This window comes from Rahnella sp. PD4 (genome assembly GCF_049199325.1).
GTDB lineage: Bacteria > Pseudomonadota > Gammaproteobacteria > Enterobacterales > Enterobacteriaceae > Rahnella > Rahnella perminowiae.
Genome location: NZ_JBLZQF010000001.1, coordinates 285871 through 310299 on the forward strand (window position 1 = coordinate 285871; position 24429 = coordinate 310299).

The 24429-nt window shown below is 54.2% G+C and carries 22 protein-coding genes; 10 read left to right on the plus strand and 12 right to left on the minus strand.

Going from position 1 to position 24429, the window contains the following annotated elements:
* Positions 1-12: 12 nt before the first annotated feature.
* The 10 genes from nth to ACOZIO_RS01280 form a co-directional block, all read right to left on the minus strand.
* Positions 13-651 carry an endonuclease III gene (nth, locus tag ACOZIO_RS01235; protein ID WP_129990762.1) on the minus strand — a complete coding sequence of 213 codons (639 nt, stop codon included), beginning with the start codon at positions 649-651 and terminating at the stop codon, positions 13-15.
* On the minus strand, positions 644-1342 hold the full coding sequence (locus tag ACOZIO_RS01240; protein WP_129951206.1) for an electron transport complex subunit E: 699 nt from the start codon (positions 1340-1342) through the stop codon (positions 644-646). Before ACOZIO_RS01240 ends, nth begins: the two co-directional genes overlap by 8 nt.
* On the minus strand, positions 1335-1967 hold the full coding sequence (rsxG, locus tag ACOZIO_RS01245; protein ID WP_235174264.1) for an electron transport complex subunit RsxG: 633 nt from the start codon (positions 1965-1967) through the stop codon (positions 1335-1337). The genes ACOZIO_RS01240 and rsxG overlap by 8 nt, the downstream gene beginning before the upstream one ends.
* A gap of 9 nt (positions 1968-1976) precedes the next feature.
* Positions 1977-3029 (minus strand): electron transport complex subunit RsxD, encoded by a 1053-nt coding sequence (gene rsxD / locus ACOZIO_RS01250; protein WP_129990761.1) that lies wholly within the window; start codon positions 3027-3029, stop codon positions 1977-1979.
* A complete protein-coding gene (gene rsxC / locus ACOZIO_RS01255; RefSeq protein WP_129990760.1) occupies positions 3030-5120 on the minus strand; it encodes an electron transport complex subunit RsxC in 2091 nt (696 codons plus the stop codon).
* Between the two features lies 1 nt (position 5121).
* Complete coding sequence (gene rsxB / locus ACOZIO_RS01260; protein WP_013575430.1) at positions 5122-5688, minus strand: electron transport complex subunit RsxB; 567 nt, start codon at positions 5686-5688, stop codon at positions 5122-5124.
* Positions 5688-6269, minus strand: a complete 582-nt coding sequence (rsxA, locus tag ACOZIO_RS01265; RefSeq protein ID WP_015697462.1) for an electron transport complex subunit RsxA — start codon at positions 6267-6269, stop codon at positions 5688-5690. The genes rsxB and rsxA overlap by 1 nt, the downstream gene beginning before the upstream one ends.
* Positions 6270-6309: 40 nt before the next feature.
* Complete coding sequence (locus tag ACOZIO_RS01270) at positions 6310-6750, minus strand: DUF2569 domain-containing protein (protein ID WP_129951210.1); 441 nt, start codon at positions 6748-6750, stop codon at positions 6310-6312.
* A 253-nt stretch (positions 6751-7003) separates the two neighbouring features.
* On the minus strand, positions 7004-8371 hold the full coding sequence (gene dcuC / locus ACOZIO_RS01275) for an anaerobic C4-dicarboxylate transporter DcuC (protein WP_129951211.1): 1368 nt from the start codon (positions 8369-8371) through the stop codon (positions 7004-7006).
* Between the two features lie 272 nt (positions 8372-8643).
* On the minus strand, positions 8644-9849 hold the full coding sequence (locus ACOZIO_RS01280; RefSeq protein WP_129990758.1) for an FAD-dependent oxidoreductase: 1206 nt from the start codon (positions 9847-9849) through the stop codon (positions 8644-8646).
* 307 nt (positions 9850-10156) lie between these two features.
* Between ACOZIO_RS01280 and ACOZIO_RS01285 the strand changes: the two genes are divergently transcribed.
* From ACOZIO_RS01285 to ACOZIO_RS01310, 6 genes are all read left to right on the plus strand, one after another.
* Positions 10157-10870, plus strand: a complete 714-nt coding sequence (locus ACOZIO_RS01285) for a FadR/GntR family transcriptional regulator (protein ID WP_129951213.1) — start codon at positions 10157-10159, stop codon at positions 10868-10870.
* Positions 10857-12035 (plus strand): aminotransferase class I/II-fold pyridoxal phosphate-dependent enzyme, encoded by a 1179-nt coding sequence (locus tag ACOZIO_RS01290; protein WP_129990757.1) that lies wholly within the window; start codon positions 10857-10859, stop codon positions 12033-12035. The genes ACOZIO_RS01285 and ACOZIO_RS01290 overlap by 14 nt, the downstream gene beginning before the upstream one ends.
* Positions 12036-12097: 62 nt before the next feature.
* On the plus strand, positions 12098-13372 hold the full coding sequence (locus ACOZIO_RS01295) for an ABC transporter substrate-binding protein (RefSeq protein WP_421594842.1): 1275 nt from the start codon (positions 12098-12100) through the stop codon (positions 13370-13372).
* Positions 13373-13435: 63 nt separating this feature from the next.
* Entirely contained in the window at positions 13436-14359 is a 924-nt protein-coding gene (locus ACOZIO_RS01300; RefSeq protein WP_129951216.1) for a carbohydrate ABC transporter permease, read from the plus strand.
* Between the two features lie 9 nt (positions 14360-14368).
* Positions 14369-15211: a carbohydrate ABC transporter permease gene (locus tag ACOZIO_RS01305; RefSeq protein ID WP_129951217.1), complete on the plus strand. Its 843-nt coding sequence runs from the start codon at positions 14369-14371 to the stop codon at positions 15209-15211.
* Positions 15212-15215: 4 nt separating this feature from the next.
* Positions 15216-16310 carry an ABC transporter ATP-binding protein gene (locus ACOZIO_RS01310; RefSeq protein WP_129990755.1) on the plus strand — a complete coding sequence of 365 codons (1095 nt, stop codon included), beginning with the start codon at positions 15216-15218 and terminating at the stop codon, positions 16308-16310.
* A gap of 77 nt (positions 16311-16387) precedes the next feature.
* On the opposite strand, the gene ACOZIO_RS01315 is transcribed toward ACOZIO_RS01310, so the two are convergent.
* The gene (locus ACOZIO_RS01315) at positions 16388-17680 is read right to left on the minus strand and encodes an MFS transporter (RefSeq protein ID WP_217138606.1); all 1293 of its coding nucleotides are present in this window, start codon (positions 17678-17680) and stop codon (positions 16388-16390) included.
* A 142-nt stretch (positions 17681-17822) separates the two neighbouring features.
* Between ACOZIO_RS01315 and ACOZIO_RS01320 the strand changes: the two genes are divergently transcribed.
* The 4 genes from ACOZIO_RS01320 (at position 17823) to ACOZIO_RS01335 (ending at position 22746) form a co-directional block, all read left to right on the plus strand.
* Positions 17823-18722, plus strand: a complete 900-nt coding sequence (locus ACOZIO_RS01320) for a LysR family transcriptional regulator (protein WP_129951220.1) — start codon at positions 17823-17825, stop codon at positions 18720-18722.
* Between the two features lie 167 nt (positions 18723-18889).
* Positions 18890-20113 carry a sugar metabolism global transcriptional regulator Mlc gene (gene mlc / locus ACOZIO_RS01325; RefSeq protein WP_129951221.1) on the plus strand — a complete coding sequence of 408 codons (1224 nt, stop codon included), beginning with the start codon at positions 18890-18892 and terminating at the stop codon, positions 20111-20113.
* 321 nt (positions 20114-20434) lie between these two features.
* Positions 20435-21121 carry a dethiobiotin synthase gene (gene bioD, locus ACOZIO_RS01330; protein WP_129951222.1) on the plus strand — a complete coding sequence of 229 codons (687 nt, stop codon included), beginning with the start codon at positions 20435-20437 and terminating at the stop codon, positions 21119-21121.
* 128 nt (positions 21122-21249) lie between these two features.
* Entirely contained in the window at positions 21250-22746 is a 1497-nt protein-coding gene (locus ACOZIO_RS01335) for an MDR family MFS transporter (RefSeq protein ID WP_129951223.1), read from the plus strand.
* On the opposite strand, the gene ACOZIO_RS01340 is transcribed toward ACOZIO_RS01335, so the two are convergent.
* Positions 22743-24401: an ABC transporter permease gene (locus tag ACOZIO_RS01340; RefSeq protein WP_129990754.1), complete on the minus strand. Its 1659-nt coding sequence runs from the start codon at positions 24399-24401 to the stop codon at positions 22743-22745. The genes ACOZIO_RS01335 and ACOZIO_RS01340 overlap by 4 nt on opposite strands.
* Between the last annotated feature and the right edge of the window lie 28 nt (positions 24402-24429).

A 24429-nucleotide genomic window follows, 5' to 3' on the forward strand; every position in this document is an offset into this window, starting at 1 on the left:
AGGGAAGCCCTTTCACTCCGCATAGACCTTCTCTTTACTCTCACACAAATCCTCAATCAGACAACTCCCGCACCGTGGCTTGCGGGCAATGCAGGTATAGCGGCCATGCAGGATCAGCCAGTGATGGCAGTCAAGTTTGAATTCGGCGGGAACCACTTTCAGCAATTTTTCTTCGACATCATCGACAGTCTTACCCGGCGCGAACTTCGTGCGGTTACAGACGCGGAAGATATGCGTGTCCACCGCAATGGTCGGCCAGCCGAAGGCAGTGTTAAGTACAACGTTGGCGGTTTTGCGGCCGACGCCTGGCAGGGCTTCAAGCGCGGCGCGGTCTTCCGGCACTTCACCGTTGTGTTTTTCCAGCAAAAGACGGCAGGTTTTAATCACGTTCTCGGCTTTGGCATTAAACAGGCCAATAGTTTTGATGTATTCCTTCACACCGTCCACGCCAAGTGCCAGAACAGATTCAGGCGTGTTGGCGACAGGATACAGCTTTGCCGTCGCCTTGTTCACGCTGACGTCCGTGGCCTGCGCGGAAAGCAATACCGAAATCAGCAGTTCGAACGGGGTGGTGTACACCAGTTCGGTGGTAGGATGCGGGTTGTTATCACGTAAACGGCTGAGAATTTCGGTGCGTTTTTCCTTATTCATGAACACTTCCCTTTGGCAAACTTTCTTCAGCAGCAACGTGCTGTGCCGCTTTCCGTGCTTTCATGCGCTGATCAATAAGATATTTAGCGGCCAGCAACAGACCGAGGCCGATAAACGCGCCCGGCGGCAGCATGGCCAGCAGGAACGGGTTATCGAGATGCAGCACTTCGACACGCAATACTTTCGCCCAACTGCCGAGTAACAAATCAGCGCCGTTGAACAGTACGCCGCTGCCGAGAATTTCACGCATTGAGCCCAGTACAAACATCGCACAGGTTGCTCCGAGCCCGGTCATCGCACCGTCAAGCGCGGCCAGATGGATCGGACTGCTGGCTGCGCAGGCTTCGGCGCGTCCGACCACAATACAGTTGGTCACAATCAGCGGGATAAAAATCCCCAGCGCCTGATACAGACCAAACGCATAAGCGTTGATCAGCATCTGTACGGTACTGACGACCGAGGCGATAATCAGCACATAAATCGGAATGCGAATTTCATCCGGGATCCACTTACGGAATGCGGAAATCATGGCGTTGGTACAGGTCAGCACCAGTGTGGTCGCAAGGCCTAAACCCAGGGCGTTGGTGGCAGTCGAAGTCACGGCCAGCAGCGGACAAAGCCCCAGCAACTGAACCAGTGAGGAGTTATTGGTCCACAGACCCTGAACGATTATCTTTTTGGCTTCACTCATCACGTGCTCCACAAGGGGTGAGGTGGGAAAGCTGAGACGGTACCGTCCCGATAAACAGCGCCGTGCGTTTTACGGAGCGAACGACGGCGCGCGGTGTAATGGTCGCACCGGTAAACTGATCAAACATACCGCCGTCTTTCTTCACGGCCCAGCGCTCATCGCCTGCACCGTTAACGGTCTGATTGGCGAAATGCTTGATCCAGTCTGAAATGCGCACTTCAATTTTGTCACCCAGCCCCGGCGTTTCATGCTGTTCCAGCACGCGGGAACCGTAAACTTTGCCATGAAAATCAGCCGCCACCAGTAACCGGATCGCACCGGAATAACCATCAGGCGCAGTGGTTTCAACCACCGCGGCCACAGGCTGTCCGTTTTTGCGCGCCAGATACATACGGTGCGGCGTCATGTTACCCAGTGCCTCATCAGTGACGTTGTAACATTCGTTTTGCATGTCGTTGTCGTACACGCCTGCAGGGATCACCTGATCAAACAATATTTTTTGCTGTAACAGCGCCTGATGTTCAATCGTCGGCTTGGTCATCAGGTTGACCAGTGCCGTCATGCCGGTCATCAGTGCGCCAAAGAAAGCCAGAATCAGGCCGTGGCGTCGCATGGTTGCTAACATCATTCTTCCTCAGCGATGCCCGTAAACGCGTGGTTGGGTGTAGTGATCAATCAGTGGCACGGTGATATTGGCCAGTAAAACCGCAAAAGCGATGCCATCCGGATAACCGCCGTAACTGCGGATCAGCCACACCAACAAACCAATCAGCGCACCGAAAATCAGGCGGCCTTTTGGCGTGGTGGACGCCGTCACCGGATCGGTGGCGATAAAGAACGCGCCGAGCATGGTCGCGCCGGAAAACAACCCGACCAGCGGTGAAGAGTAGCTTTCCGGTGCCAGACCCCACGCGATACCCGCGCAGACAGTCAGCATACCTAACAGGGCGACCGGAATGTGCCAGCTGATGATTTTGCGCCACATCAGGAACAGCCCGCCGGCGAGGAAACCCAGGTTAATCCACTGCCAGCCGAGACCGGCCAGCGTGCCGCTAAACAATGGCGTACTGAGGATCTGATCGGCGCTATGGCCGGAGCGCAGACCGGTTTTAAACGCATCCAGCGGTGTTGCCTGCGTCACGCCATCGACGTTCATATTGAGCTGATAGGCGGTCAGATCCAGACTGTTATGCCCGGTGAAAATAGTCCGCAGTGTATCGGTGAAGCCTGCGTGATGGTGTTGCAGGGTATCAGGCGGCAACCAGGTGGTCATTTGCACCGGGAAAGAAATCAGCAGTACCACATAACCTACCATGGCCGGGTTAAACGGATTCTGACCCAGACCGCCATAAAGTTGTTTGGCAATAATGATGGCGAAAATCGTGCCGAGTACCACCATCCACCACGGGCCCAGCGGCGGCAGGCTGATACCCAGCAAAACCGCGGTCAGCAGGGCGCTGTTATCTCCCAGACGTTTCGTCACCGGCTGTTTTCGCAGTTGTAACACGGCGCCTTCTGCCAGCAGAGCAATCACGATAGCCAGTGTCAGTTGTATCAGCGTGCCGTAACCGAAGAACCAGACCTGAGCGATCAGGCCGGGAATACACGCCAGGATCACCATCATCATGATGGTGCTGGTGTTCTGGCGATTATGTGTAAAAGGTGAGCTTGCGATCCTGAAGGCCATCTATTCCTCGTTAGACATTGTTTGGGCGGCTTTACGGGCCTTAACCCGGGCGATCGCCGCAGCCACGGCGGCTTTGCGTGGATCGCTTTCTTGTTGTTTTGGCTCGGTTTCTTCTGCGTCCTGCGCGGCCGCTTTTTTGGCTTTGGCGCGGGCGATGGCAGCGGCTACTGCCGCCTTGCGTTTGTCGTCTGCGGAAGGTTCGGCAGGTGACGCTGTCACGTTTTCTTCACCGGCAGGCTGATGTGGTGCTGCGGCTTTCTTCGCTTTTACACGGGCAATCGCGGCCGCCACGGCGGCCTTGCGGGCATCTTCCTCAGCGGGTGGCTGAGAAACGGCAAGCTCACTTTCTCTGGCTTCAACAACCACGCCAGTGTTGCCGGCTTTCTTCGCTTTCACCCTGGCAATCGCGGCAGCCACCGCGGCCTTACGGGCATCTTCCTCAGCGGGCGGTGCTGTTTCAGCCACCGGTTCAGAGGCCACAGGAATATCCTGCTGCGCGGCAGCTTTTTTAGCTTTAGCGCGGGCAATTGCCGCCGCCAGTGCGGCCTGGCGCGGATCGACTTCCGGCGTGTCAGCCACGGGTTTTTCTTCTACAGGGGCTTCTGCTGCCGGTGTCTCGCTGAGTTTTACAGCCGCTTTCTGATGCTTTTCTTCCCGCGCTAATTTTTCACGCTCCATACGCGCCTGTTTGGCTTCGAAACGCGCTTTGGCTTCCGTGGCACGTGCGCTTTCGTTATCGATGGCGCGGATTTCAGCCTTTTCCTGACGGTAATACTGCACCAGCGGAATATTGCTCGGGCAGACATAGGCACAGGCGCCGCATTCGATGCAGTCGAACAGGTTATGCTTGCGTGCTTTCTCGTGTTCCTCGCCTTTACTGAACCAGTAAAGTTGTTGCGGCAATAAACCGGCCGGACAGGATTCCGCACACAGGCTGCAACGGATGCAGGCTTCTTCCGGCCCGGGCTGTCCCAGTTCGGATTCGGACGGTGCCAGCAAACAGTTGGAAATTTTGACCACGGGTACGTTGAGCGACGGCAGGGTAAAGCCCATCAGCGGACCGCCCATGATCACCATCTTTTTATTACCCTGCGGTTGTAACTGACCTTCCTGCATCAGGTGCTCAATGGGGGTACCCAGACGCGCCCAGACGTTGCCCGGTTTTGCCATTGCTTCACCGGTCAGCGTGACCACGCGTTCAATCAGCGGTTCGCCGTCAATGATGGCGCGTTTAATGGCAAACACAGTGCCGACGTTTTGCATCAGCACGCCGATGGACGACGAGTGATGGCCTTTTGGCACTTCGAGGCCGGTCAGGATTTTAGTCAGCTGTTTGGCACCGCCGGACGGGTATTTGGTCGGGATCACCCGCAACTCAAAACGCACACCGTCGGAGATTTCAGCGCTGATCGCCGCTTTTAGTGCGGCAATCGCTTCAGGTTTGTTGTCTTCGATGCCGATCAGCACACGTTCAGGATGCAACATGTGACAGAGGATGCGCGTACCCTGGAGGATTTCCATGGCATGTTCCTGCATCAGCCGGTCATCGGCAGTGATGTAAGGCTCACATTCGGCAGCATTAAGAATCAGTGTGCGGGTCGAGGTCAGGCCGCCAGCCAGTTTGCTGGCGGTCGGGAAACCGGCGCCACCCAGCCCGGCAATACCAGCCTGACTGATGCGCTGATTCAGTTCGTCAGCAGTAAGCTGACGGTAATCGGCCACGAATTCACGGTCACACCAGGTGTCCTGGCCGTCGGCGTCGATTAACACACAAAGCTCTTTCAGGCCGGAAGGGTGCGCAGTAATGTGTGGCCCGATGGCGGTAATCACGCCTGAGGTCGGCGCATGAACCGGTACGGTACGGCCACGACCGGTGGTCAGCGGCTGACCTTTTAACACGCGGTCGCCGGGTTTCACACACAGCTCGCCTTCAGGGCCAAGATGTTGCTGAAGCGGGATGATAAAGCGCTCAGGCAGTGGCACGTTGCGCAACGGAACGTGGCTTGACTGAGTCTTCATTTCCGGCGGATGAATACCGCCGTCGAAGTCCCAGATCTTGTCTTTTTTGAGCGCCGCAAACAGATTAAACATGTTACTCCGCATGGATGACCTGAACCGGAATGGATTTCAAATCCCACTTCCAGTTTGCGGTGGTGGTTTTTACCGGCAGCATTTCGATGCAGTCCGTCGGGCAGGGCGCGACGCACAGGTCACAGCCGGTACATAAATCGGTAATCACGGTATGCACGGCACGGGTGGCCCCTACAATGGCATCAACCGGACATGCCTGAATGCACTTGGTGCAGCCGATGCAGTTGCTCTCGTCGATGTAAGCCACTTTACGCACCGGTACTGCCGCCGCGGCGTCTTCGCCCATCGGCTGAGGTTCAACGTTAAGCAGGGTTGCCAGTTTGAGCATGACCGCTTCGCCGCCCGGCACGCATTTATTGATGTTGTCGCCATTGGCGACCGCTTCGGCATAAGGTTTACAGCCGGGATATCCGCATTGCGCACACTGGCTCTGCGGCAGAATATCGTCAATCTGATCGACAACCGGGTTGCCTTCGACGGCAAAACGACGCGAGGCGTAACCCAGCAGCAGGCCAAAAACCAGCGCCAGAGCGGTCAGCGCGCCAATTGCTACCCATAATTCAAACATTAGAATTTCACCAGACCCGTGAAGCCCATAAAGGCCAATGACATCAGGCCGGCCGTGACCAGCGCAATCGAAGAACCTTTGAACGGTGCCGGAACATCAGCGACGACCAGACGTTCGCGAATGGCAGCGAACAGCACCATGACCAGCGAGAAGCCCAGTGACGCGGCAAAACCGTACAGCGCGGATTGCATAAAGTTGAACTGCTGGTTGATGTTAAGCAACGCCACACCGAGCACGGCACAGTTAGTGGTGATAAGCGGCAGGAAAATACCCAGCAGCCGATACAACGACGGGCTGGTTTTACGCACGACCATTTCGGTGAACTGCACGACAACGGCGATCACCAGAATAAAGGCCATGGTACGCAGATACACCAGCCCCAGTGGCATCAGAACAAAAGTGTTGACGATCCACGAGCAGATATTGGACAGGGTGATCACGAAGGTGGTGGCGAGCCCCATCCCGATAGCCGATTCCAGTTTCCTGGACACGCCCATAAACGGGCACAGGCCAAGAAATTTGACCAGCACAAAGTTATTGACCAGCACGGTGCCGACGAAGAGTAATAAATAAGAGGTCATAGCAATTGCCCGGACATAATAATCATTAAAAAATTCAGGGTTATTCCGTAAAGGTTTCTTTTACCCGCAGTGAGCGCTTGAAATAAGGCACAAAGACGGCGGCGGCCAATAAAGGTAACAATAAGTTACGCACGGCCAAATCATCGGTAACCGGTGAGAATGCAAAGGCTTTTACTGCCAGAAGCACGGTGCACAATAACCAGATAATATACATTTTAGGTAACGCTCTGGCGCGCTTACAAAATTGCCATAATACCGCAACGGTAAATAACCCCATCCCCAACGTGGTCACTACAGAGAAATACCATTGCAGGGTAAATGCCTGCGAGTTGGTGATTAAATATTCACGCGATTCCGGTACAAATAATGCCATTGAAAACAGAAACAGCATTAATACGACGCTGAGCAGCGTCACAATCAGATACGCCATCGGGGCCAGTAACCACCCGCCAATACGTTTATAGCCCGGATTATTCGACATAAAAGCTTTTCTCACGCTGGTTTTGCCATCAAATCAGCACAGGGAAACTTCCCCGACCTTCAAGGCGCAGTAGCTTAACCCGAGTTCGCTTCAGCCGATATCGTATTTATGTGATCAATACCTTAATCCTTCCGCCGTCTCTGCGTTGACTGCCTTCACGCGCCCCGGTCACAGACTTTTGTATGCTCCGGGGACACGCTCAGTGAACGCACTGATACAGCCTGAACGATTCAGGAATTAAAAGCGGGGAGGACTAGTGCACCGGCACCAGAATTTCGGTGGCGACGATCACCACAATCAGGCCAACCAGCACGGGAACGGAGGTCCGTTTAACCACTTCGAAAGGCGAGATTTTTGCCATGCCGGCCACTGCGACCACAACGCCGGAAACCGGGGAAAGGGTCCGGCCCAGGTTGGACGCCTGCAACATCGGAATGACCAGGTATTCCGGATTAATGCCCATTTTCGTCGCCAGTTTAGGGATGAGTTCAACGAAGGCATAGAACGACGCATTGCCGGATCCGGTAGTCATGGCGGCAAGCACGGTGATCACCACCAGTACCAGCATCATAACGATGCTGCCGGAACCGAAGTTTTGCGCCAGTCCGATCAGGCTGCTGATAAACCCGACAGTACTTAAACCCTGAGCAAACACGCCTGCCGCGACCAGCAACATCACCACGTTGGCGAATGCATCGGCCATGCCGCGATACGCCACGTCCAGACCGGCGAATACCGCTTTGCCGCTACGGTTACGCACGGTTTCAATCAGGGCGGTCAGCAGCATGCAGATCACCAGAATGGTGATGATATGCAGATTCGGCCCCCATTTTCCGTCAAAAATCAGCACACCGATAATCGGCGTGAAAGGCAAAATGGCGTAGAAAGCCGGAGCATTGGTTTCAGCCACATCGTCAGCATTTGAATCGACCGTATCCACCTGGGCTGTGGTATCGCGTTTATCCAGATAGCGTTGCCAGAAGAAATGCGCGACAGCCATTGCGGCGATGGCGGCAATCGAAATAGGCAGGGTGACTTTAAAGGCAAAATCCACCAGCGGCATGTTCGCCGCCTGCGCGGCCAGCACAACGTCACCGGATGTTGGCGAAAGGATGATTGCCGCAGGGGATGCACAAATCGCCGCCGCCGCGCCCCGGCTGATGCCGACGTTGACCATTATCGGGAACAGTGTCGCCATCAGTAACACGCCCAGACCGGTGGCGGAAGATACCGCCAGCGACATCAGACACGCCAGGATATAAGCCGCAACCATCAGAATGTACGGTGAGTTGATCATCTGTAACGGACGCGATGCCAGTTTGACGACCACATCATTGGCCCCAATATGTGTCATATAGGCCGCGAATCCGCACAGCATCATGATCATCATTCCCAGATCGCCACCGCGGCTCATCAGCAGAATTTTGACGTATTCAACGATATCTGTGGCATTCCAGCCGGTACTTTTTGTGCCTTCCGGCAGGATACTGTGGCCCATCATTGCACTGATAATCAGCAGCAATAAGCCACCTACCATCAGCACGCCGGTGGGTGAATAGCCTTTAATGATATAGCGTCCGACAAAGACGGCGACCACCAGCCCGATCAGTAATTCCAGCATTATTGTATTCCCCGAGATTAAATATGGATCCAAGTGAAAGGCGGGCACTTTGCCGAAATAGCTCACCGGGCGTAATGACGCTTATCAATTATGGGTGATGAAAAAGCGGGGAATATTTAAATTTGTGATGCTTAACGGGCATCACGAGGGGCGTTTAAAACAAACTTCAAGTTCAAAACCGTGGGCCGACGCCCACGACCTTGACCTTAAGGCCAGTTTGGGTGGCAACCCAAGGTGTTGACCTAAAGGCGGTTCGGGTGGCAAACCCAAAATCAAAGCTTCGGGATTTCCCGATAAAATCCCACGCCGATGAGGCGTCCAAACAGAAATGGTATAAATTTCCTTCCCCGTAGCCAGATTTCCAGCCGTGAAGGGGCACGCTTCCTTTGTTTCTGTCCGGCCTTACTGATCATAATCTGTAACGCCTGCGTCGCCCAGGTCGGGAACATGCGACGGCGCTGAATGCGTTTTAAATGCCGCAGCGTCAGGCGTCCGGCCTTGAGCGGTTCAGTGATGATATTCGCCGTCGCCACGGCATCCTGAATGGCCAGATTCACGCCAACACCGCCGATGGGTGACATCGCATGCGCTGCGTCGCCGATGCACAGCAGCCCCGGTTTTGCCCACTCTTTCAGACGGTCAATGCGGATCACCAGCAGGCGTACGTCTTCCCAGCTGAGGATATCTTGCTGAAGACGCGGGCGTTCGAAGGGAGATACTTCGGTCAGCAGGTCGAGAAAGGGCGCGATGCCCTGCGCTTTGAGCGAATCCAGACTGCCTTTGGGAATCGAATACCCACACTGCCAGTAATCTCCCCGGTCAATCATGATGAAGTTTTTCTTCGGGCCGCGGTGACCCATTGACCACTGCGGATCGTCCGGTCGTTTGTGAATTTTCAGCCATAACACGTCACGCGGCGTGCCATAACGGCGGACTTCCATCCCGGCCTGTTCCCGCACGATGGAATTACGGCCATCGCAACCGATCACCAGACCGGCATCAAAGTGCTGCGTTTCTCCGTCCACTTCAGCAATAACACCGGATACCTGCCCTTTATCCTCCTGCAACGACAGCACCTGTGCATTATGGATCAGCCTGAAATTGGGCAGTTGTGCTGCCTTACCGGCGATAAAGTTAAGGAAATCCCACTGCGGCATAAAAGCGATAAATTTACACTGCGTTGGCAGATGGCTGAAGTCCGCCAGCGTGGTTTCCTGGCCGTCGATTTCACCATATAGCTTTTCAGCGCGCTGGTGTGGCAGGGCGAGGAATTCGTCGAGGAAACCCAGTTGCCAGATGATGTCCAGCGTCGAAGGGTGAATGGTGTCGCCGCGAAAATCGCGCAAAAAGTCACGGTGTTTTTCCAGCACAGTGACGTCAATACCTTTACGCGCCAGAAGATATCCCAGCATTAAACCTGCGGGACCGCCCCCGACAATGCAGCATGATGCTGCTGAAGACTTTGTATCCGGTGTCATAACCACCTGCCTGGCAGAATGAATTCATATGATAACAGTTATCATTTGCACTCCTGCGCGTCAATCCATCCCGTGCTACATCACTGAACATTACCTGCACAGCGGTACAACATATCCGGCTTTATTTGCACCACCGCGATCTGCCCGTCATCTTCCCGCATGGAACGTTATTTATTCATATTCCATTTTAATCAATTGCTTAACGGCGGTTCTGCAAACTGGCAGACAAATTGCAATGTGGTCCACAGGTTGAGTTGTTGGGCCAATTTGGACCGGTGTCCGTTGAAAACAATGTGCGGAGAAGCCAATGAGCGGCGAAATAAATTTATTGCATCCGATCGCGCCACAACAAAGCGACACCCTGGTACTGGATGCGCTGACGCGTTATGTGGCGCAGTCCGGCACCCGTATCGGCGAGAAACTGCCTCCTGAGCGTGTGCTGGCTGAAGGTCTGGCGGTGAGCCGCAACACCGTGCGTGAGGCGCTCAAACGCTGGGAGGCACTGGGGATTATCGTGCGTAAAAAAGGCAGTGGCACTTTTTTGCAGTCTGAAATTACTGCCAACGACAGCTTTCTGTCCCTGCGCTTTAAAAATGATTCCGCCACCATGCTGCATGCGCTGGAAGTGCGCCGGATCATCGAATGTGAGGCTTCGGCAATGGCGGCAGTACGTGCGACGGAAAGCGATTTGCTGTTCATCGAACAGAAACTGGTTGTGATGGAAAAAGTACATCTGAGCATCGGTTCCGCAGGGGCAGAAGACTGGCAGTTTCACGCGGCGATCTACAGCGCCGCGCACAATCCGCTGCTGCTGCAAATGGTCGGCGGCATTTACGACCTGCTGCATGCCTTTTTCGAATCGCCACCGGAGCAGGCGCTTTTCAGCGACTCTTTTCCGCTGCACCGCCTGTTATATGAAGCCATTGCGCGCCGCGAACCGGAAAACGCGCGCAGGCTGAGCAACGACATTCTGAACATAACCGAACGTGACATGAAGGAAGTGATCAATGCAGCAAGATGATAAGAGCCAGCCGGTTGAGTTAAGTGAAAACACGCATTTAGTGCATGACGGCCGCCACGATCGCGGGGCGATTTCACCCCCTATCTATCAGTCGTCGTTATTTAGTTTCACCGATTATGACAGCATGATTGCCCGTTTTCGTGGTGACAGCGACCACGCATTATATTCCCGCGTCGACAACCCGACCGTGATCGAATTACAGAAGAAGGTGGCGCAGCTTGAAGGCGGCGAAGCCTGTCTGGCGTTCGGCAGCGGCATGGCGGCGATCAGTAATGCCATTCTCAGCGTGGCCGGTCCCGGCGATAAAGTCGTCTGTGTGAATCACGTTTATCCAGACACCTACCGTTTTCTGCGCGGTTTCTGCACCCGTTTCCAGATTGAATCACAGTTTGTCGATGGAGGTTCTCTGGCCGCACTCGAAGCGGCGATTCAGGGGGCGAAACTGTTATATCTCGAAAGCCCGAACAGCTGGGTGATGGGCGAGCAAAATCTGCCAGCCATTGCCGCGCTGGCCAAAAAATACGGCGTAATAACGATGATCGATAACAGCTGGGCGTCACCGGTTTTCCAGAAGCCGCTGGCGGCAGGCATCGATCTGGTTATTCATTCTGCGTCGAAATACATCAGCGGACACAGCGACGTCGTTGCCGGACTGGTGATTTCAAGTACAGAACACATCACTGCCATCAGTCGTTATATCAGCCCGTTTTTAGGCGGCAAACTCTCCGCGAATGAAGCCTGGCTGTTGCTGCGCGGCTTACGCACGCTGCCGCTGCGTATGCGCCAGCATCATGAAAGTGCGCTGGAACTGGCGCGCCGCCTGCAGGGCTATTCGCGTATCACGCAGGTGAATCATCCGGGGCTCGAGCCGCTGCCGACTTCCACACTGACCGGCTACAGCGGCTTGTTCTCCTTTGAGCTCAGCGAAGGCATTGACATTCCGACGTTCTGCAATGCGCTGACCTTATTCCGTATGGGCGTCAGTTGGGGCGGTTTTGAAAGCCTGGTGATGCCGGCCATTTCGGTGCTGAATCAGGCGGGTGAATTTAACTCGGCAAGAGATTTTGGCGTCTCACCCCGTGTGATCCGCATTTCAATCGGGCTGGAAGATACTGAAGATTTATGGCGTGACTTGAAAAACGCCATCGAAAGTGCTTGTTCCTGAAGCCATTTTTTGAAAATACCGTTCCTGTGTTCCGACTTTTTTCACCGTGGAGAATCAAGATTATGCGACACCCGAAACGTCATGTGCTCAGCCTGCTGGTGCTCAGCCTGTTTTCCTGCGCCAGTTTTGCCGCCACTAAGCTGACGCTGGTGGAAGTGATTACCAGCCCGGCACGTACCGAAATGCTGCAAAAGATGTTAACCGCTTACAAAACACAGCATCCTGATGTCGAGATCGAGGTCGTGTCGCTGCCGTGGGGGCAGGCGTTTGAAAAGCTTGGCACCATGATTCAGAGCGGGCAGTACCCGGATGTGGTGGAAATGCCGGACACCTGGCAGGGGCTGTATGCCAGTAACGGTATGCTGGCTGATCTCGAACCCCGGCTGAAAGGCTGGACAGGCACGGCAGATCTGACCGACAAAACGCTGACCATGGCGCGTTCTTCCGGTGGCACCGCAACGATGATCCCGTACGGTTTTTATCTGCGGGCGATGTTCTGGAATAAAAAACTCTTTCAGCAGGCGGGCCTGACCGACGCGCCGAAAACCATGGATGAGTTTATGGCGGATGCGAAGAAAATCAGCGCGCTGGGCAACGGGATCAGCGGCTATTGCATGCGCGGCGGCGTCGGCGGCACGAATGCCTGGATGATGTTTATGGCGGCAATGAACGGCTCGCCGGACTTTTTCGATAAAGAGGGCAACAGCATGCTGACCAAACCGGGTGCGGTCAAAGGCGCGCAGTTCCTGGTGGACATGTACCAGAAAGGTTATGCACCCAAAGACAGTGTTAACTGGGGCTTTAACGAAATCGTTTCCGGTTTCTACTCCGGTAAATGCGCCATGCTGGATCAGGATCCGGACGCGCTGATCGCCATCAAGAACAGCATGGACCCGGACGATTTCTCCGTTGCGCCGATGCCGCTCGGGCCGAACGGTAAAGCCTACCCGACTATCGGTTATACCGGCTGGTCGATGTTCAAACAGGGCAAACATCAGGATCAAAGCTGGGATCTGATTTCCTTCCTGAGTAATAAAGAAAACAACCTGACCTGGTCGAAATTCGTCGGCACCTTACCGATTTATAAGGGTGCAGAGCAGGATGCATATTACCACGCGCCACAGTTTGCAGGCTGGTTTGCCGAGCTGAACAGCCCGGATTACATCCCGCTGACCATGCCGACGCACCTCAAAGGCTGGGGCTATTTTAACTCGGTGATTGTAAAAGACAGTTCGCAGGAAACGCTGCTCGGCCAGAACGACACCGAAAGCATGGTGAAAGATTGGGCGAAATACCTGACCAAAGAACAGAAAGCCTGGCTGGCTGCGCAAAAGTAAACCGGATGACTCCGGCACGGATCTGCTGCCGGAGTTCCCCATTCTTCTCAACGGAGACGCGTCATGATGTTGGAAGTTTCACCGCCAGACACCGCTGCCGCGCCGCGCTTCCCACGTTTGCGGGCGCTGCTGGAACCCTGGGTTTATCTCAGCCCGACGCTGGTGCTGATTGGCCTGTTTATCTTTGTTCCGATGGCTATCGGCATTTCCTATGCTTTTCAGAACATACAGTTGCTGAACCCGTTCGATACCGGTTGGGTGGGGCTGGATAATTTTCGTACCATGTTTGATGACCGGCATTTTTATGCCGCACTGCGCCATACCTTCAACTGGACACTGACTTCACTGGTGTTGCAGTTCGCGCTGGGGCTGGGCTTAGCTTTATTGCTCAACCGCGAATTCCCCGGCCGCCGCTGGGTGCAGGCGCTGGTGTTTCTGCCGTGGGCGGTTCCGGCGTTTCTCTCCGGCCTGACCTGGGCATGGTTGCTCAATCCGGTAATTGGCGTGCTGCCTTACTGGCTGGCTGATCTGCATATCATTTCCGAACCGTACAATATTTTGTCTGATCCGCAACTGGCGCTGTACGGCCCGGTAGTGGCGAACGTCTGGTTCGGCATTCCGTTCTTCGCCATTACCCTGCTGGCGGCGTTGCAATCGATTCCGAAAGATTTGTACGAAGCGGCGTCGATGGACGGGGCGAGCGGCTGGCAGCAGTTTTGCAAAGTCACGCTGCCGTTTCTGGCACCGATGATTGCCATCACGGTCATGCTGCGCACCATCTGGATCGCAAATTTTGCTGATCTGATTGTGGTGATGACCGACGGCGGGCCGGCAAATTCCACCTCGATTCTGTCGAGTTTCATCTTCACCACTGCATACCGCAAACTCGACTTTGGTTATGCGTCTGCGATGGCGGTGTTCCTGCTGGTGCTGATGACATTTTATGCGCTGGTTTTACTGCGCATCCGCCATCAGTTGCTGAAATAAGGGGCTCATATGAGTGCATTGTCAATTAACGCCTGGCTTCGCAAGGGCGGGCATCGGCTGGGGATTGTGTTCTATCTGGTGTTCGCGCTGTTCCCGATTTACTGGCTGATCAAAATCTCCATCACGCCGGATAAACTGCTCTACAGTGAAGGTGTGCGGATGTGGCCGGGCGAGATGACGCTGGTCCATTTTCAGCGTGTGTTTACTGAAAGCCAGTTTCCGCTGTATTTCTTCAACAGTCTGATTGTGTCATTCGGCACGGCATTTCTGACCACAATCATTGCTGCCGGTGCGGGTTTCGCGTTTTCCCGCTTCAGTTTTCGCGGCAAAACGGTGATGGCCGCGCTGCTGCTGTTTACCCAGATGTTCCCGCTGGTAATGATCCTCGCGCCAATTTACAAAGTGATGGCACCGCTCGGGCTGACCAATAGCCTGACCGGGCTGATTCTGATTTACACCGCTTTTAACGTCCCTTTTGCCACGTTCCTGATGCAGTCGTTTTTTGACAGTATTCCGAAGGATCTGGAAGAGTCCGCGATGCTTGAAGGGTGCAGCCGATTTATGGCACTGCGCAAAGTCATTATCCCGCTGACTCTGCCGGGGATGGCGGCAACCTTAGGTTTTGTGTTTACCGCCGCGTGGAGCGAATTGTTGTTCTCGCTGATGCTCATCAACAAAAACGACGTGATGACTTTCCCGGTTGGCTTACTCAGTTTTGTGTCGAAATTCGCGGTTTCATGGGGCGACATGATGGCAGCGGCTGTGCTGGCGCTCATTCCTGCCTGTCTGTTCTTTGCGTTCATTCAGCGTTACCTGGTTCAGGGGCTGACTGCCGGTGCGGTAAAAGGATAATTCTATGGCTCAGATTACGATTTCCGATCTTCAAAAACGTTACGAAAATGTCGAAGTATTGCGACACATTAACCTGACCATTAAAGATGGCGAGTTTGTGGTGCTGGTCGGGCCGTCCGGGTGCGGTAAATCGACCCTGCTGCGCACGATCGCCGGGCTTGAACTGGCGACGGCGGGGGATATTCATATCGGTTCACGTCTGATGAATCAGGTGGCTCCGAAAGACCGTGATATCTCAATGGTATTCCAGAGTTATGCACTGTATCCGCACATGACCGTGGCACGTAACATGGGGTTCAGCCTCGAAGTCCAAAAGCGGCCGAAAGCGGAGATTGAGGCGGCGGTGAATAAAGCCGCCGATATTCTCGGGCTGACCGCGTTGCTGCATCGCCGTCCGAAAGAGTTATCCGGCGGACAGCGTCAGCGTGTGGCAATGGGCAGGGCGATCGTACGCGAGCCCCAGGTGTTTTTGTTCGATGAACCGCTTTCTAACCTGGATGCGCAATTACGGGGGCAGATGCGGATTGAAATCAAAAGCCTGCATCAGCGTATGAAGAACACCATCGTTTATGTGACGCACGATCAGGTGGAAGCCATGACCCTCGCTGACCGCATCGTCGTACTCAACCACGGCCTGATCCAGCAGGTCGGCACGCCGCTTGAACTGTACGACACGCCGGCCAATAAATTCGTCGCCAGCTTTATCGGTTCGCCGTCTATGAATTTCATCAACGGTACGCTGGAACTGGGGGATTCTGCACCGCAATTGCGGATTAACGGGCAACTGACGCTGCCGGTAGATCCTTTAATCAAGAATCTGCAAAGTGGTACAGAGGTGATTTATGGCGTCCGCCCCGAAGCCATTGTGCTGTGCGAAGAGGGCGCGCCAGGCGCGGTGCCACTGGATATCACGCTAATTGAACCTACCGGCCTGAGTGAACTTATTCACGGTAAATTTGGCACTGAAAAGCTGAGTGTTTACAGCATGGTCAGATCGGCCGCCGCGCCCGGAGACCGGGTATGGGTACAGATAGATACCGCGCGGATGCAGTTGTTTGAGGCGGATAGTCAGAAGCGGATGAGGAAAATGGGAGAGTGAAAAGCAGTAAATTTCTCGCGCGGGAATAAGTGAATCCCGGTCGGCGCCTCCCCCTTCGCAGGGGGAGGCGCGATAAGTTAAACCGCTTTTGCCTCAGGTAAGCGCATCAGCTTAAACCCGACGCCGACACCGGCAATCAGCATCAAACTGATGAATCCGGTGATCCCGTACCAGCCAAAGGAGTGCCAGAAGAATCCGCCTAACGTTCCGGCGACACTGGAACCCGCATAGTAGCTGAACAGATATAAAGACGATGCCTGACCTTTTGCACGACGGGCACGTCTGCCGATCCAGCCGCTGGCAACGGAATGGGCGGCGAAAAATCCGCCGGTGACCAGAATCATGCCGACGAAAATCAGCCAGACCGGTGAAAAAGCGGTGATTAAAATGCCCAGCAGCATCAGCGACGTTGCGCCGATCAGCACAGGGCCGCGGCCATAAACGCCGGTCAGCGCACCGGCTTTCGGCGAGCTGTAGGTGCCCATCAGGTAAACGACAGATAAAATCCCGACTATCGCCTGGCTCAGATGGTAGGGCGATGAAAGCAGACGGTAACCGATGTAGTTAAACAGGGTCACGAAACTGCCCATCAGCAGGAAACCTTCGGCGAAAAGTAGCGGCAGACCGCTGTCGCGCCAGTGCAGTTTGAAGTTAATCAGCATTTTGCGCGGTTTCAGCGAGCTTGCCCGGAAATGTTTTGATGCAGGCAGAATGCGCCAGAACATAATTGCCGCCGCGAGGGCGAAGCAGCCCACGAATGCAACGGCGATACGCCAGGAGAAGAAATCCGTCAGCACACCACTGACTAAACGTCCGCTCATGCCCCCAATGGAATTTCCGCTAATGTATAAACCCATCGAGAAGGCGACCACGCTTGGGTGGATTTCCTCGCTGAGATAGGTCATGGCGACGGCTGCCACGCCGCTCAGCGATAAGCCAATCAGCGCACGCATGATGAGAATGCCGTCCCAGCTTTGCATAAAGGAACAGACCAGCGTGCAACCCGCAGCGAGAAATAACGCTACCACCATCACTGACTTGCGCCCGACTGCGTCAGAAACAGGCCCGGTGAACAACAGGCCAATGGCCATCAGACCGGTAGATAACGATAACGACAGGCTACTGGTGGCCGGTGAAACCCCGAAATCATGCGACAACACCGGCAGGATCGGCTGAACACAATACAGCAGGGCAAACGTCGCCAGACCTGCTGAAAACAGGGCCAGCGTGACGCGGATAAACTCCGGTGTCCCACGTTTGATAAAGGGCGTTTTAAGTCCGGAGCGCGCGACGGGAGTTTCAGGATTTAACTCGTCGTCGTTGACTGAATGACTGGCTGGTGCGGCAGAAATCCGCCGGGAGGTTTTCACGGTAAGTCCTTAATGCGGAGTGCGGTAAAACTTAATTTTAAAATGTATAAGAATTTTAACGCTGCGGCGGTTATTGTCTAATATATTAATCAGTCAAAAATGATATGTTTAAAATATCAATTGGGCCGGGTTAATCCACATCATGAATCATATCGAACTGCGTCATTTGCGTTATTTCATCGCCGTTGCGGACGAACTGCATTTCGGCCGTGCAGCGGAACGTCTGCACATTTCCCAGCCGCCGCTGAGTCAGCAAATCCAGGCGCTGGAAACCCATCTTGGTGCCACGCTGTTTTATCGTAACAACCGCACTGTAAGACTGACGCAGGCGGGACAGGCATTTTTGCTGGAAGCCCGGCAGATTTTGCAGCGGGTCGGTGAGGCCTCCGCTCAGGCAGCCCGCATTCATCGCGGTGAGTCAGGCAATCTGACGCTCGGGCTGACCTCTTCGGCACCTTTTTTACGCCGTGTTTCACGCACCTTACACCGTTTTCGTTTGTCCTATCCGGACGTCAATATCCGCATCGAACAACTCAACAGCAAACAGCAGATCGAACCTTTGCTGGAGGGAAAACTGGATTTGGGCATTATGCGCAATGGCGGGTTGCCGGAAGAGCTGGAACATCATCTGGTGCTGTCCGAACCGCTGATTGCCGTGGTGCACAGCGATCATCCGCTGAATGCGCTTAAAGAGGGTGAACTGACTTTTCAACACCTTGCCGATCAGCCGTTTGTGTTCTTCTCCAAAGATGTCGGTACGTCGCTTTACGATGACATTCTCGGTCAGCTCAAGGCGCAGGGAATTACCCCCTATATTACGCAGGAAGTCGGGGAACCGCTGACCATCATCGGGCTGGTAGCCGCAGGGCTGGGCGTATCGATTCTGCCTGCTTCTTATCTGCGTATTCAGGTTGAAGGCGTGCGGTATTTGCGATTTGGTCACCGGCAGGGCACGACAGAACTCTGGCTGGTGAATCACGCGCGGCGTCCGGTGACCGCCGCAACCCGTGCATTTATGGAATTGTTGTTACGTGAAGAATAAGAAGGTGAAGTCAGAAGATGCTGTATTTCCAGTCAATTCCGAGCGTCTTTTACCGCAATTTGTGCACCGAATCACATAACGAATCAAATAGTTGACGACATATGACAAAAACCCCAACATAGCCCTAATCTTTATTTTGAAGCGCGAAAATAACAGGAGTTTCTTGAGTGATCCCCGACGGGCAACCAGGACATATCGATCAGATAAAACAAACCAATGTCGGTGCTGTGTACCGCCTGATAGATCTGTTTGGTCCTATTTCGCGTATTGAATTGTCGAAAAAGGCACAACTGGCTCCCGCCAGTATCACCAAGATTGTCCGTGAGTTATTACAGGCGCATCTGGTACTGGAAACTGAATTTCAGGATCCCGGCAGCCGCGGGCGTCCGGCCATTGGTTTAGCGCTCGACACTCAGGCCTGGCATTATCTTTCGGCACGTATCAGCCTGGGTTCAATCACACTCGGTTTACGTGATCTCAGCAGTAAACTGGTGGTGGAAGAGGTCCTTCCACTGCCGGAACAGGCGTCACAACCGCTGCTTAAACGTATTATTTCTGAAATTGACCAGTTTTTTATCCGCCATCAGCGCAAGCTCGAACGCCTTACTGCTATCGCGATTACCTTACCGGGCATGATTGACGCGCGTCGTGGCATTGTGCACCGTATGCCGTTTTATCATGATGTGTTCGATATGCCGCTGGGTGACACGCTGTCGGAACACACCGGTTTGCCGGTCTATGTACAGCACGATATCGGTGCCTGGACGCTGGCCGAGTCGTTATATGGTGCCTCGCGTGGCTGTAAAAATATGGTGCAGGTGGTCATCGATCATAACGTCGGGGCGGGAGTGATCACCGGCGGGCGCGTGCTGCACGCAGGCAGCAGCAGTGTGGCGGAAATCGGCCATACGCAGGTGGATCCTTACGGCAAGCGCTGTTATTGCGGTAATCACGGTTGCCTTGAAACCGTAGCCAGCACTGACAGCATTCTTGATCTCGTTCGTCAGCGTTTAACGGTACCCGTTCCGGCCAGCTTATTGCATGGCGTATCGCTGACCATCGAAGCCGTGTGTGATGCAGCAAACCGGGGCGATCAGCTGGCGCGCGACGTGATTATCAGCGTCGGACAGAGTGTCGGACGTATTCTGGCGATCATGGTCAATCTGTTTAATCCCGAGAAAGTACTGATCGGCTCACCGCTTAATTTGTCTCAGGATATTCTTCATCCCGCGATAATGTCCTGTATTCAACAGCAATCACTTCCCGCTTATAGCGAAAATATCAAACTTGAATCGACACAATTTTATAATCAGGGCACGATGCCCGGCGCGGCATTAGTCAAAGACGCGTTATATAGCGGTTCCCTGTTAATTAAATTACTGCAAGGTTAATATCCTTCAGCGTTCAAATTACCGCTGCGTTGGCTGCATTTGTTCGTCCGGATCACTGACATTAACCTGCTCAGCGGGATTTTCTTTTACTGCCTTGTCGTCATTTTATTAATCTGGATAGATCTTTTATGTCTGTTTTTAAATAAAAAACATATAAGACCTGCACATTAACCGCACGTACAGTCAACAAAACATTGCGCTAACGCAAACTGCTCTGATCGCGCATCGCCTAGACTTTCTGTCGTTACTTTGTCTCTGGCGGTGTTTTCTTACCGGAGACTATCTTTCAATAAGACGGAGAGATCCCGGAGCCTGAATTCCATGTTAACGCACTTTTTCGTCACGGGGACAGACGCTCGTGTAGGTAAAACCATTGTCACACGTGCCTTGCTTCAGGCCTTAGCCGCGCAGGATCGCTGCGTTTTAGGCTATAAACCTATTGCCACAGGCAGCCAGGAGCTGGCCGACGGGGTTCGAAATAAAGATGCGGTAACTCTTCAGCAGTCATCTTCTATTTCTTATCCTTTTAATAAAATAACCCCGCTGGCCTTAACTGACGAAGACATTTATGCCAGCCAGATCCCCGAAAATGTTTTTGAAATAATGACTCATGGTCTTAATTTCATGCGTGAAGAGGCAGATTCTGTAGTGGTTGAAGGATGCGACGGGTGGAGAACGTTGATCACGCCGCAACTTTTATATTCTGACTGGGTACGTCTGCAAAATATGCCGGTAGTATTAGTGGTGGGTATTCAGGAGGGGTGTGTCAGCCATGCATTATTAACCGCACAGGCAATTATTGCGGATGGTTTACCGTTGCTCGGCTGGGTGGCGAACCGCATTAACCCATGTCTGGCTCACTACCAGGAAACGATTGACGCGATCAGCGCCAATATTACAGCGCCGCTGCTGGGGGAAATTCCGTATTTACCCCGAGCTGAAAGCCGCGATTTAACCCGGTTTATTAATCTGTCCAGTTTTGATCTGAAGATGATGTCTCAGGCCTGATAGTGACGTTGTCACTACTGGTCTGTAATTAACGGGCGCTGTGTGCAAACTCAGCGCTTTTTTTTGTCTATAATTAAGTGTATCTGCCTGAGTGCACTCATCAAAGCAATGCTAAGAAAACAGAGAACATGGCCGTCAATCATTCGGAAGTCAAAACAGCTGCGGTTAAATCCTCTCATCGTCCGCTCATCCTCACTGCCTGCATGTTATCGATGTTTATGGCTGCGGTAGAAGTCACTATTGTCGCGACGGCCATGCCAACTATCATTGGCGATCTGGGGGGATTCTCGCTGCTCGGCTGGGTGTTTGCGGTCTATCTGCTGACACAGGCCATCACCGTGCCGGTTTACGGGCGTCTGGCAGATTTATACGGCTGTCGCAAAATGTTCTTTATCGGCACCACGCTGTTTTTGCTCGGTTCCGTTTTATGCGGGTTTGCGCCTTCGCTTGGCTGGATGATTGGTTTTCGTGCTTTACAGGGGCTGGGGGCCGGAGCGATCACGCCGGTTGCCACTACATTGATTGCCAATGTGTATGGTCCGCAGGAAAGGGCAAAAGCACAGGGATATTTGTCCAGCGTCTGGGGCGTCTCGGCGATTGTCGGCCCGCTGATGGGGGCATTCATCGTTTCTCATTTTCCGTGGGCAGTGGTGTTTTGGGTGAATGTGCCCATCGGTCTGGTGGCGATGATGATTCTGGTGAAATACCTGCCGCCGGACGGTCAGCGTAAACCGCACACGTTAGATCTTGCCGGTACCGGCTATCTGACACTGTCTGTCGCAGCCTTACTGCTGGCGCTGTTGCAGGCAGAGGAACTGGGATATCTGGCGCTGGCGCTGGTGGCCTTGTCAGTTTGCAGCGCCTGGTTGCTGGTCCGTCAGGAGCGTAAAACACCGGAGCCCCTGTTCCCGCTGGCACTGTGGCAAAATAAAGTCATTATTGCCGGAAACGTCGGCGGGGTGATCATTGGTGCCACCATGATGGGTATCAGCGCATTTCTACCCACCTATGTGCAGGGCGTGCTTGGCGGTACACCGTTACAGGCCGGCACCACGCTGGCTCTGATGTCGATTGGCTGGCCGCTGGCGAGCATGTTCAGCAGTCGTCTGATGCAGGCAACCTCATATCGCATGACGGCGGTCACAGGCGGATTATTGCTGGCAGGCGGCAGTCTTGCGCTGTTAGTGCTCTCCCCATCGTCCGGTTTGTGGATGGCGCGTCTTGCCGCTTTTTCGATTGGCGCTGGCATGGGGCTGTGCAACACCACGTTTATTGTGTCAGTGCAAAACAGCGTGGAACCTGCCATACGGGGTATTGCTACCGCCTCGACACTTTTTACCCGCATGCTCGGTTCAGCCATGGGTACCGCATTGCTCGGTGCGACACTCAATCTCAATCTTCAGTATCGTCTGCCACAGGTGAGTGATCCCGTACAGCAACTGATGGATAAAGCGACGCGCGGTACGCTCGAAAGCAGTCAGCTGAATATGCTTACGGACAGCGTGGCGGCGTCGCTGCACTGGGTCTTTGTCGTGTCTGCGGTGATTTCGGTGCTGGCAGTTGCAGCCGGTTTACTGATCCCTTCAGGCGACCGCCCGCACTCCGAACCGCAGCGGGAAAACTAACTTGCGGTTCGTTGTTGTAGCCTGACTGCAATTAACATCAGCGTCAGGCTCAGAAACGCTGCCACTGACGCCATGGCCATACCATCACCGACAGAACCCTGTTCAAACTGGCGCCAGACATACACCGACACGGTTTGCACGCCCGCCGGTGACAGCAGCAGAGAGGTTACCAGCTCGCGCGACGCGACGGCGAACACCATCATCATTGAGGCAAGTAAACTCGGAAACACCAGCGGCAGCAGGATCAGGCGTAATGTTTGCGCCGCTGTGGCGCCATGCACGCGCGCGGCGGCATCAAGATTTCCGCCTATCTGCTTTAATGCGGCGCTGACATAACGTACCGGATAAGGCAACAACAGGCAGCAGTACGCCAGCAGCAAAATCCCCCAGGTGTTATACGGTGTCACCGGCCAGAAGCGCTGGTTCCAGGCCAGAATCAGACCCACACCGACCACAATCCCCGGTAGTGCCGCCGGCAGCAGCGATAAACCATCAATCAATGCGGCACCGCGAATTTTGCGTGCCACCACCAGCCACGATGCCATCAATCCGGTTGCCCCTGCGATAAGTGCAGTGCCCAGCGCCAGACCGAGGCTGGTTGAAAGTGCGGCAGGGGCATCGCCATGTGCAGCAAACACATTGCCAAAGTGTCCTAAGGTCAGATTCTGCCACGAGAGCCCGCCGGACAACGTACGGGAAAACGCGGTGATCAGCATGGAGACAATCGGCAGCGCGACGGCGATCAGTGCCACCGCCATAAACAAAATCAGCACCGGGATAGTCCAGCCAGCCAGCGATTTCTGTGTGACGTCAGCCGGTTTGCCGGTCAGGCTTTCAACATTTTTACCCGCCAGTACCGCACGCTGAACGCTGTATGCGCAAAGCGCAATCGCCACCAGCATCAGCGAAAGCACCGCCGCACCGGGCAAATCGACCGGCCAGTCGGCGAGGCGTTGTTCGATACCTGTGGTGAGCATCAGAATACCGCTGCGCGAACCCAGTGCGCCGGGCACGCCGTATTCTTCAATCGACAGCGTAAACGCCAGCAATAAACTGGATGCCATCGCCGGTAACGCCATCGGCAGTGTGATGCGTATAAATGCCCGCCACGGACCTGCGCCGTGAATGCGCGCGACATCTGCCAGACGGCTGCCGCTGGCCGCCATGCTGCGTGAGACCGCAAAATACACCACCGGGAAAATATTCAGTGTCATCACCACCACCATGCCCGGCAGCGAAAACAAAAAATCATTCAGATGTAGCCATGGCAGCAGTTGCTGGACATAACCGTTAGTCTGTAACGCCAGCATCCAGGACAGCGCGGCAATATAGGGCGGCAACAGGAAGGGCACCAGAAACAGAATGTCCCACAGCGCGGCGGCGGGCAGCGCAAACAGGCCGCGTAAGGCACCCAATGGAATGCCAATCAGACCGCTGCATATCGCCACGCCCAGTCCGACCTTTAACGTGGTGGCGAACAATTTACGTAACTGAGGCTCTTCGAACACAGGGGGAAAGGCGCTGAACGGCGCGGAAAAGCTGCCTGTATCCAGATGCGGGAAGACAGCCTGCAAGGCGACAAACGTGACCGGCACTGCAACCAGCAACAGCAGTGCAATGCCCGTCACGCCCGGTAAAAAAGCGTTTCTGCTCATTAATGAAATCTCAAAAGCGGGCTGTAAT

What these genes read in the sequence shown, in the direction of transcription:
- nth (WP_129990762.1), bottom strand. Translation starts at nt 651, where the DNA reads ATGAATAAGGAAAAACGCACCGAAATTCTCAGCCGTTTACGTGATAAC.
- ACOZIO_RS01240 (WP_129951206.1), bottom strand. Translation starts at nt 1,342, where the DNA reads ATGAGTGAAGCCAAAAAGATAATCGTTCAGGGTCTGTGGACCAATAAC.
- rsxG (WP_235174264.1), bottom strand. Translation starts at nt 1,967, where the DNA reads ATGTTAGCAACCATGCGACGCCACGGCCTGATTCTGGCTTTCTTTGGC.
- rsxD (WP_129990761.1), bottom strand. Translation starts at nt 3,029, where the DNA reads ATGGCCTTCAGGATCGCAAGCTCACCTTTTACACATAATCGCCAGAAC.
- rsxC (WP_129990760.1), bottom strand. Translation starts at nt 5,120, where the DNA reads ATGTTTAATCTGTTTGCGGCGCTCAAAAAAGACAAGATCTGGGACTTC.
- rsxB (WP_013575430.1), bottom strand. Translation starts at nt 5,688, where the DNA reads ATGTTTGAATTATGGGTAGCAATTGGCGCGCTGACCGCTCTGGCGCTG.
- rsxA (WP_015697462.1), bottom strand. Translation starts at nt 6,269, where the DNA reads ATGACCTCTTATTTATTACTCTTCGTCGGCACCGTGCTGGTCAATAAC.
- ACOZIO_RS01270 (WP_129951210.1), bottom strand. Translation starts at nt 6,750, where the DNA reads ATGTCGAATAATCCGGGCTATAAACGTATTGGCGGGTGGTTACTGGCC.
- dcuC (WP_129951211.1), bottom strand. Translation starts at nt 8,371, where the DNA reads ATGCTGGAATTACTGATCGGGCTGGTGGTCGCCGTCTTTGTCGGACGC.
- ACOZIO_RS01280 (WP_129990758.1), bottom strand. Translation starts at nt 9,849, where the DNA reads ATGACACCGGATACAAAGTCTTCAGCAGCATCATGCTGCATTGTCGGG.
- ACOZIO_RS01285 (WP_129951213.1), top strand. Translation starts at nt 10,157, where the DNA reads ATGAGCGGCGAAATAAATTTATTGCATCCGATCGCGCCACAACAAAGC.
- ACOZIO_RS01290 (WP_129990757.1), top strand. Translation starts at nt 10,857, where the DNA reads ATGCAGCAAGATGATAAGAGCCAGCCGGTTGAGTTAAGTGAAAACACG.
- ACOZIO_RS01295 (WP_421594842.1), top strand. Translation starts at nt 12,098, where the DNA reads ATGCGACACCCGAAACGTCATGTGCTCAGCCTGCTGGTGCTCAGCCTG.
- ACOZIO_RS01300 (WP_129951216.1), top strand. Translation starts at nt 13,436, where the DNA reads ATGATGTTGGAAGTTTCACCGCCAGACACCGCTGCCGCGCCGCGCTTC.
- ACOZIO_RS01305 (WP_129951217.1), top strand. Translation starts at nt 14,369, where the DNA reads ATGAGTGCATTGTCAATTAACGCCTGGCTTCGCAAGGGCGGGCATCGG.
- ACOZIO_RS01310 (WP_129990755.1), top strand. Translation starts at nt 15,216, where the DNA reads ATGGCTCAGATTACGATTTCCGATCTTCAAAAACGTTACGAAAATGTC.
- ACOZIO_RS01320 (WP_129951220.1), top strand. Translation starts at nt 17,823, where the DNA reads ATGAATCATATCGAACTGCGTCATTTGCGTTATTTCATCGCCGTTGCG.
- bioD (WP_129951222.1), top strand. Translation starts at nt 20,435, where the DNA reads ATGTTAACGCACTTTTTCGTCACGGGGACAGACGCTCGTGTAGGTAAA.
- ACOZIO_RS01335 (WP_129951223.1), top strand. Translation starts at nt 21,250, where the DNA reads ATGGCCGTCAATCATTCGGAAGTCAAAACAGCTGCGGTTAAATCCTCT.
- ACOZIO_RS01340 (WP_129990754.1), bottom strand. Translation starts at nt 24,401, where the DNA reads ATGAGCAGAAACGCTTTTTTACCGGGCGTGACGGGCATTGCACTGCTG.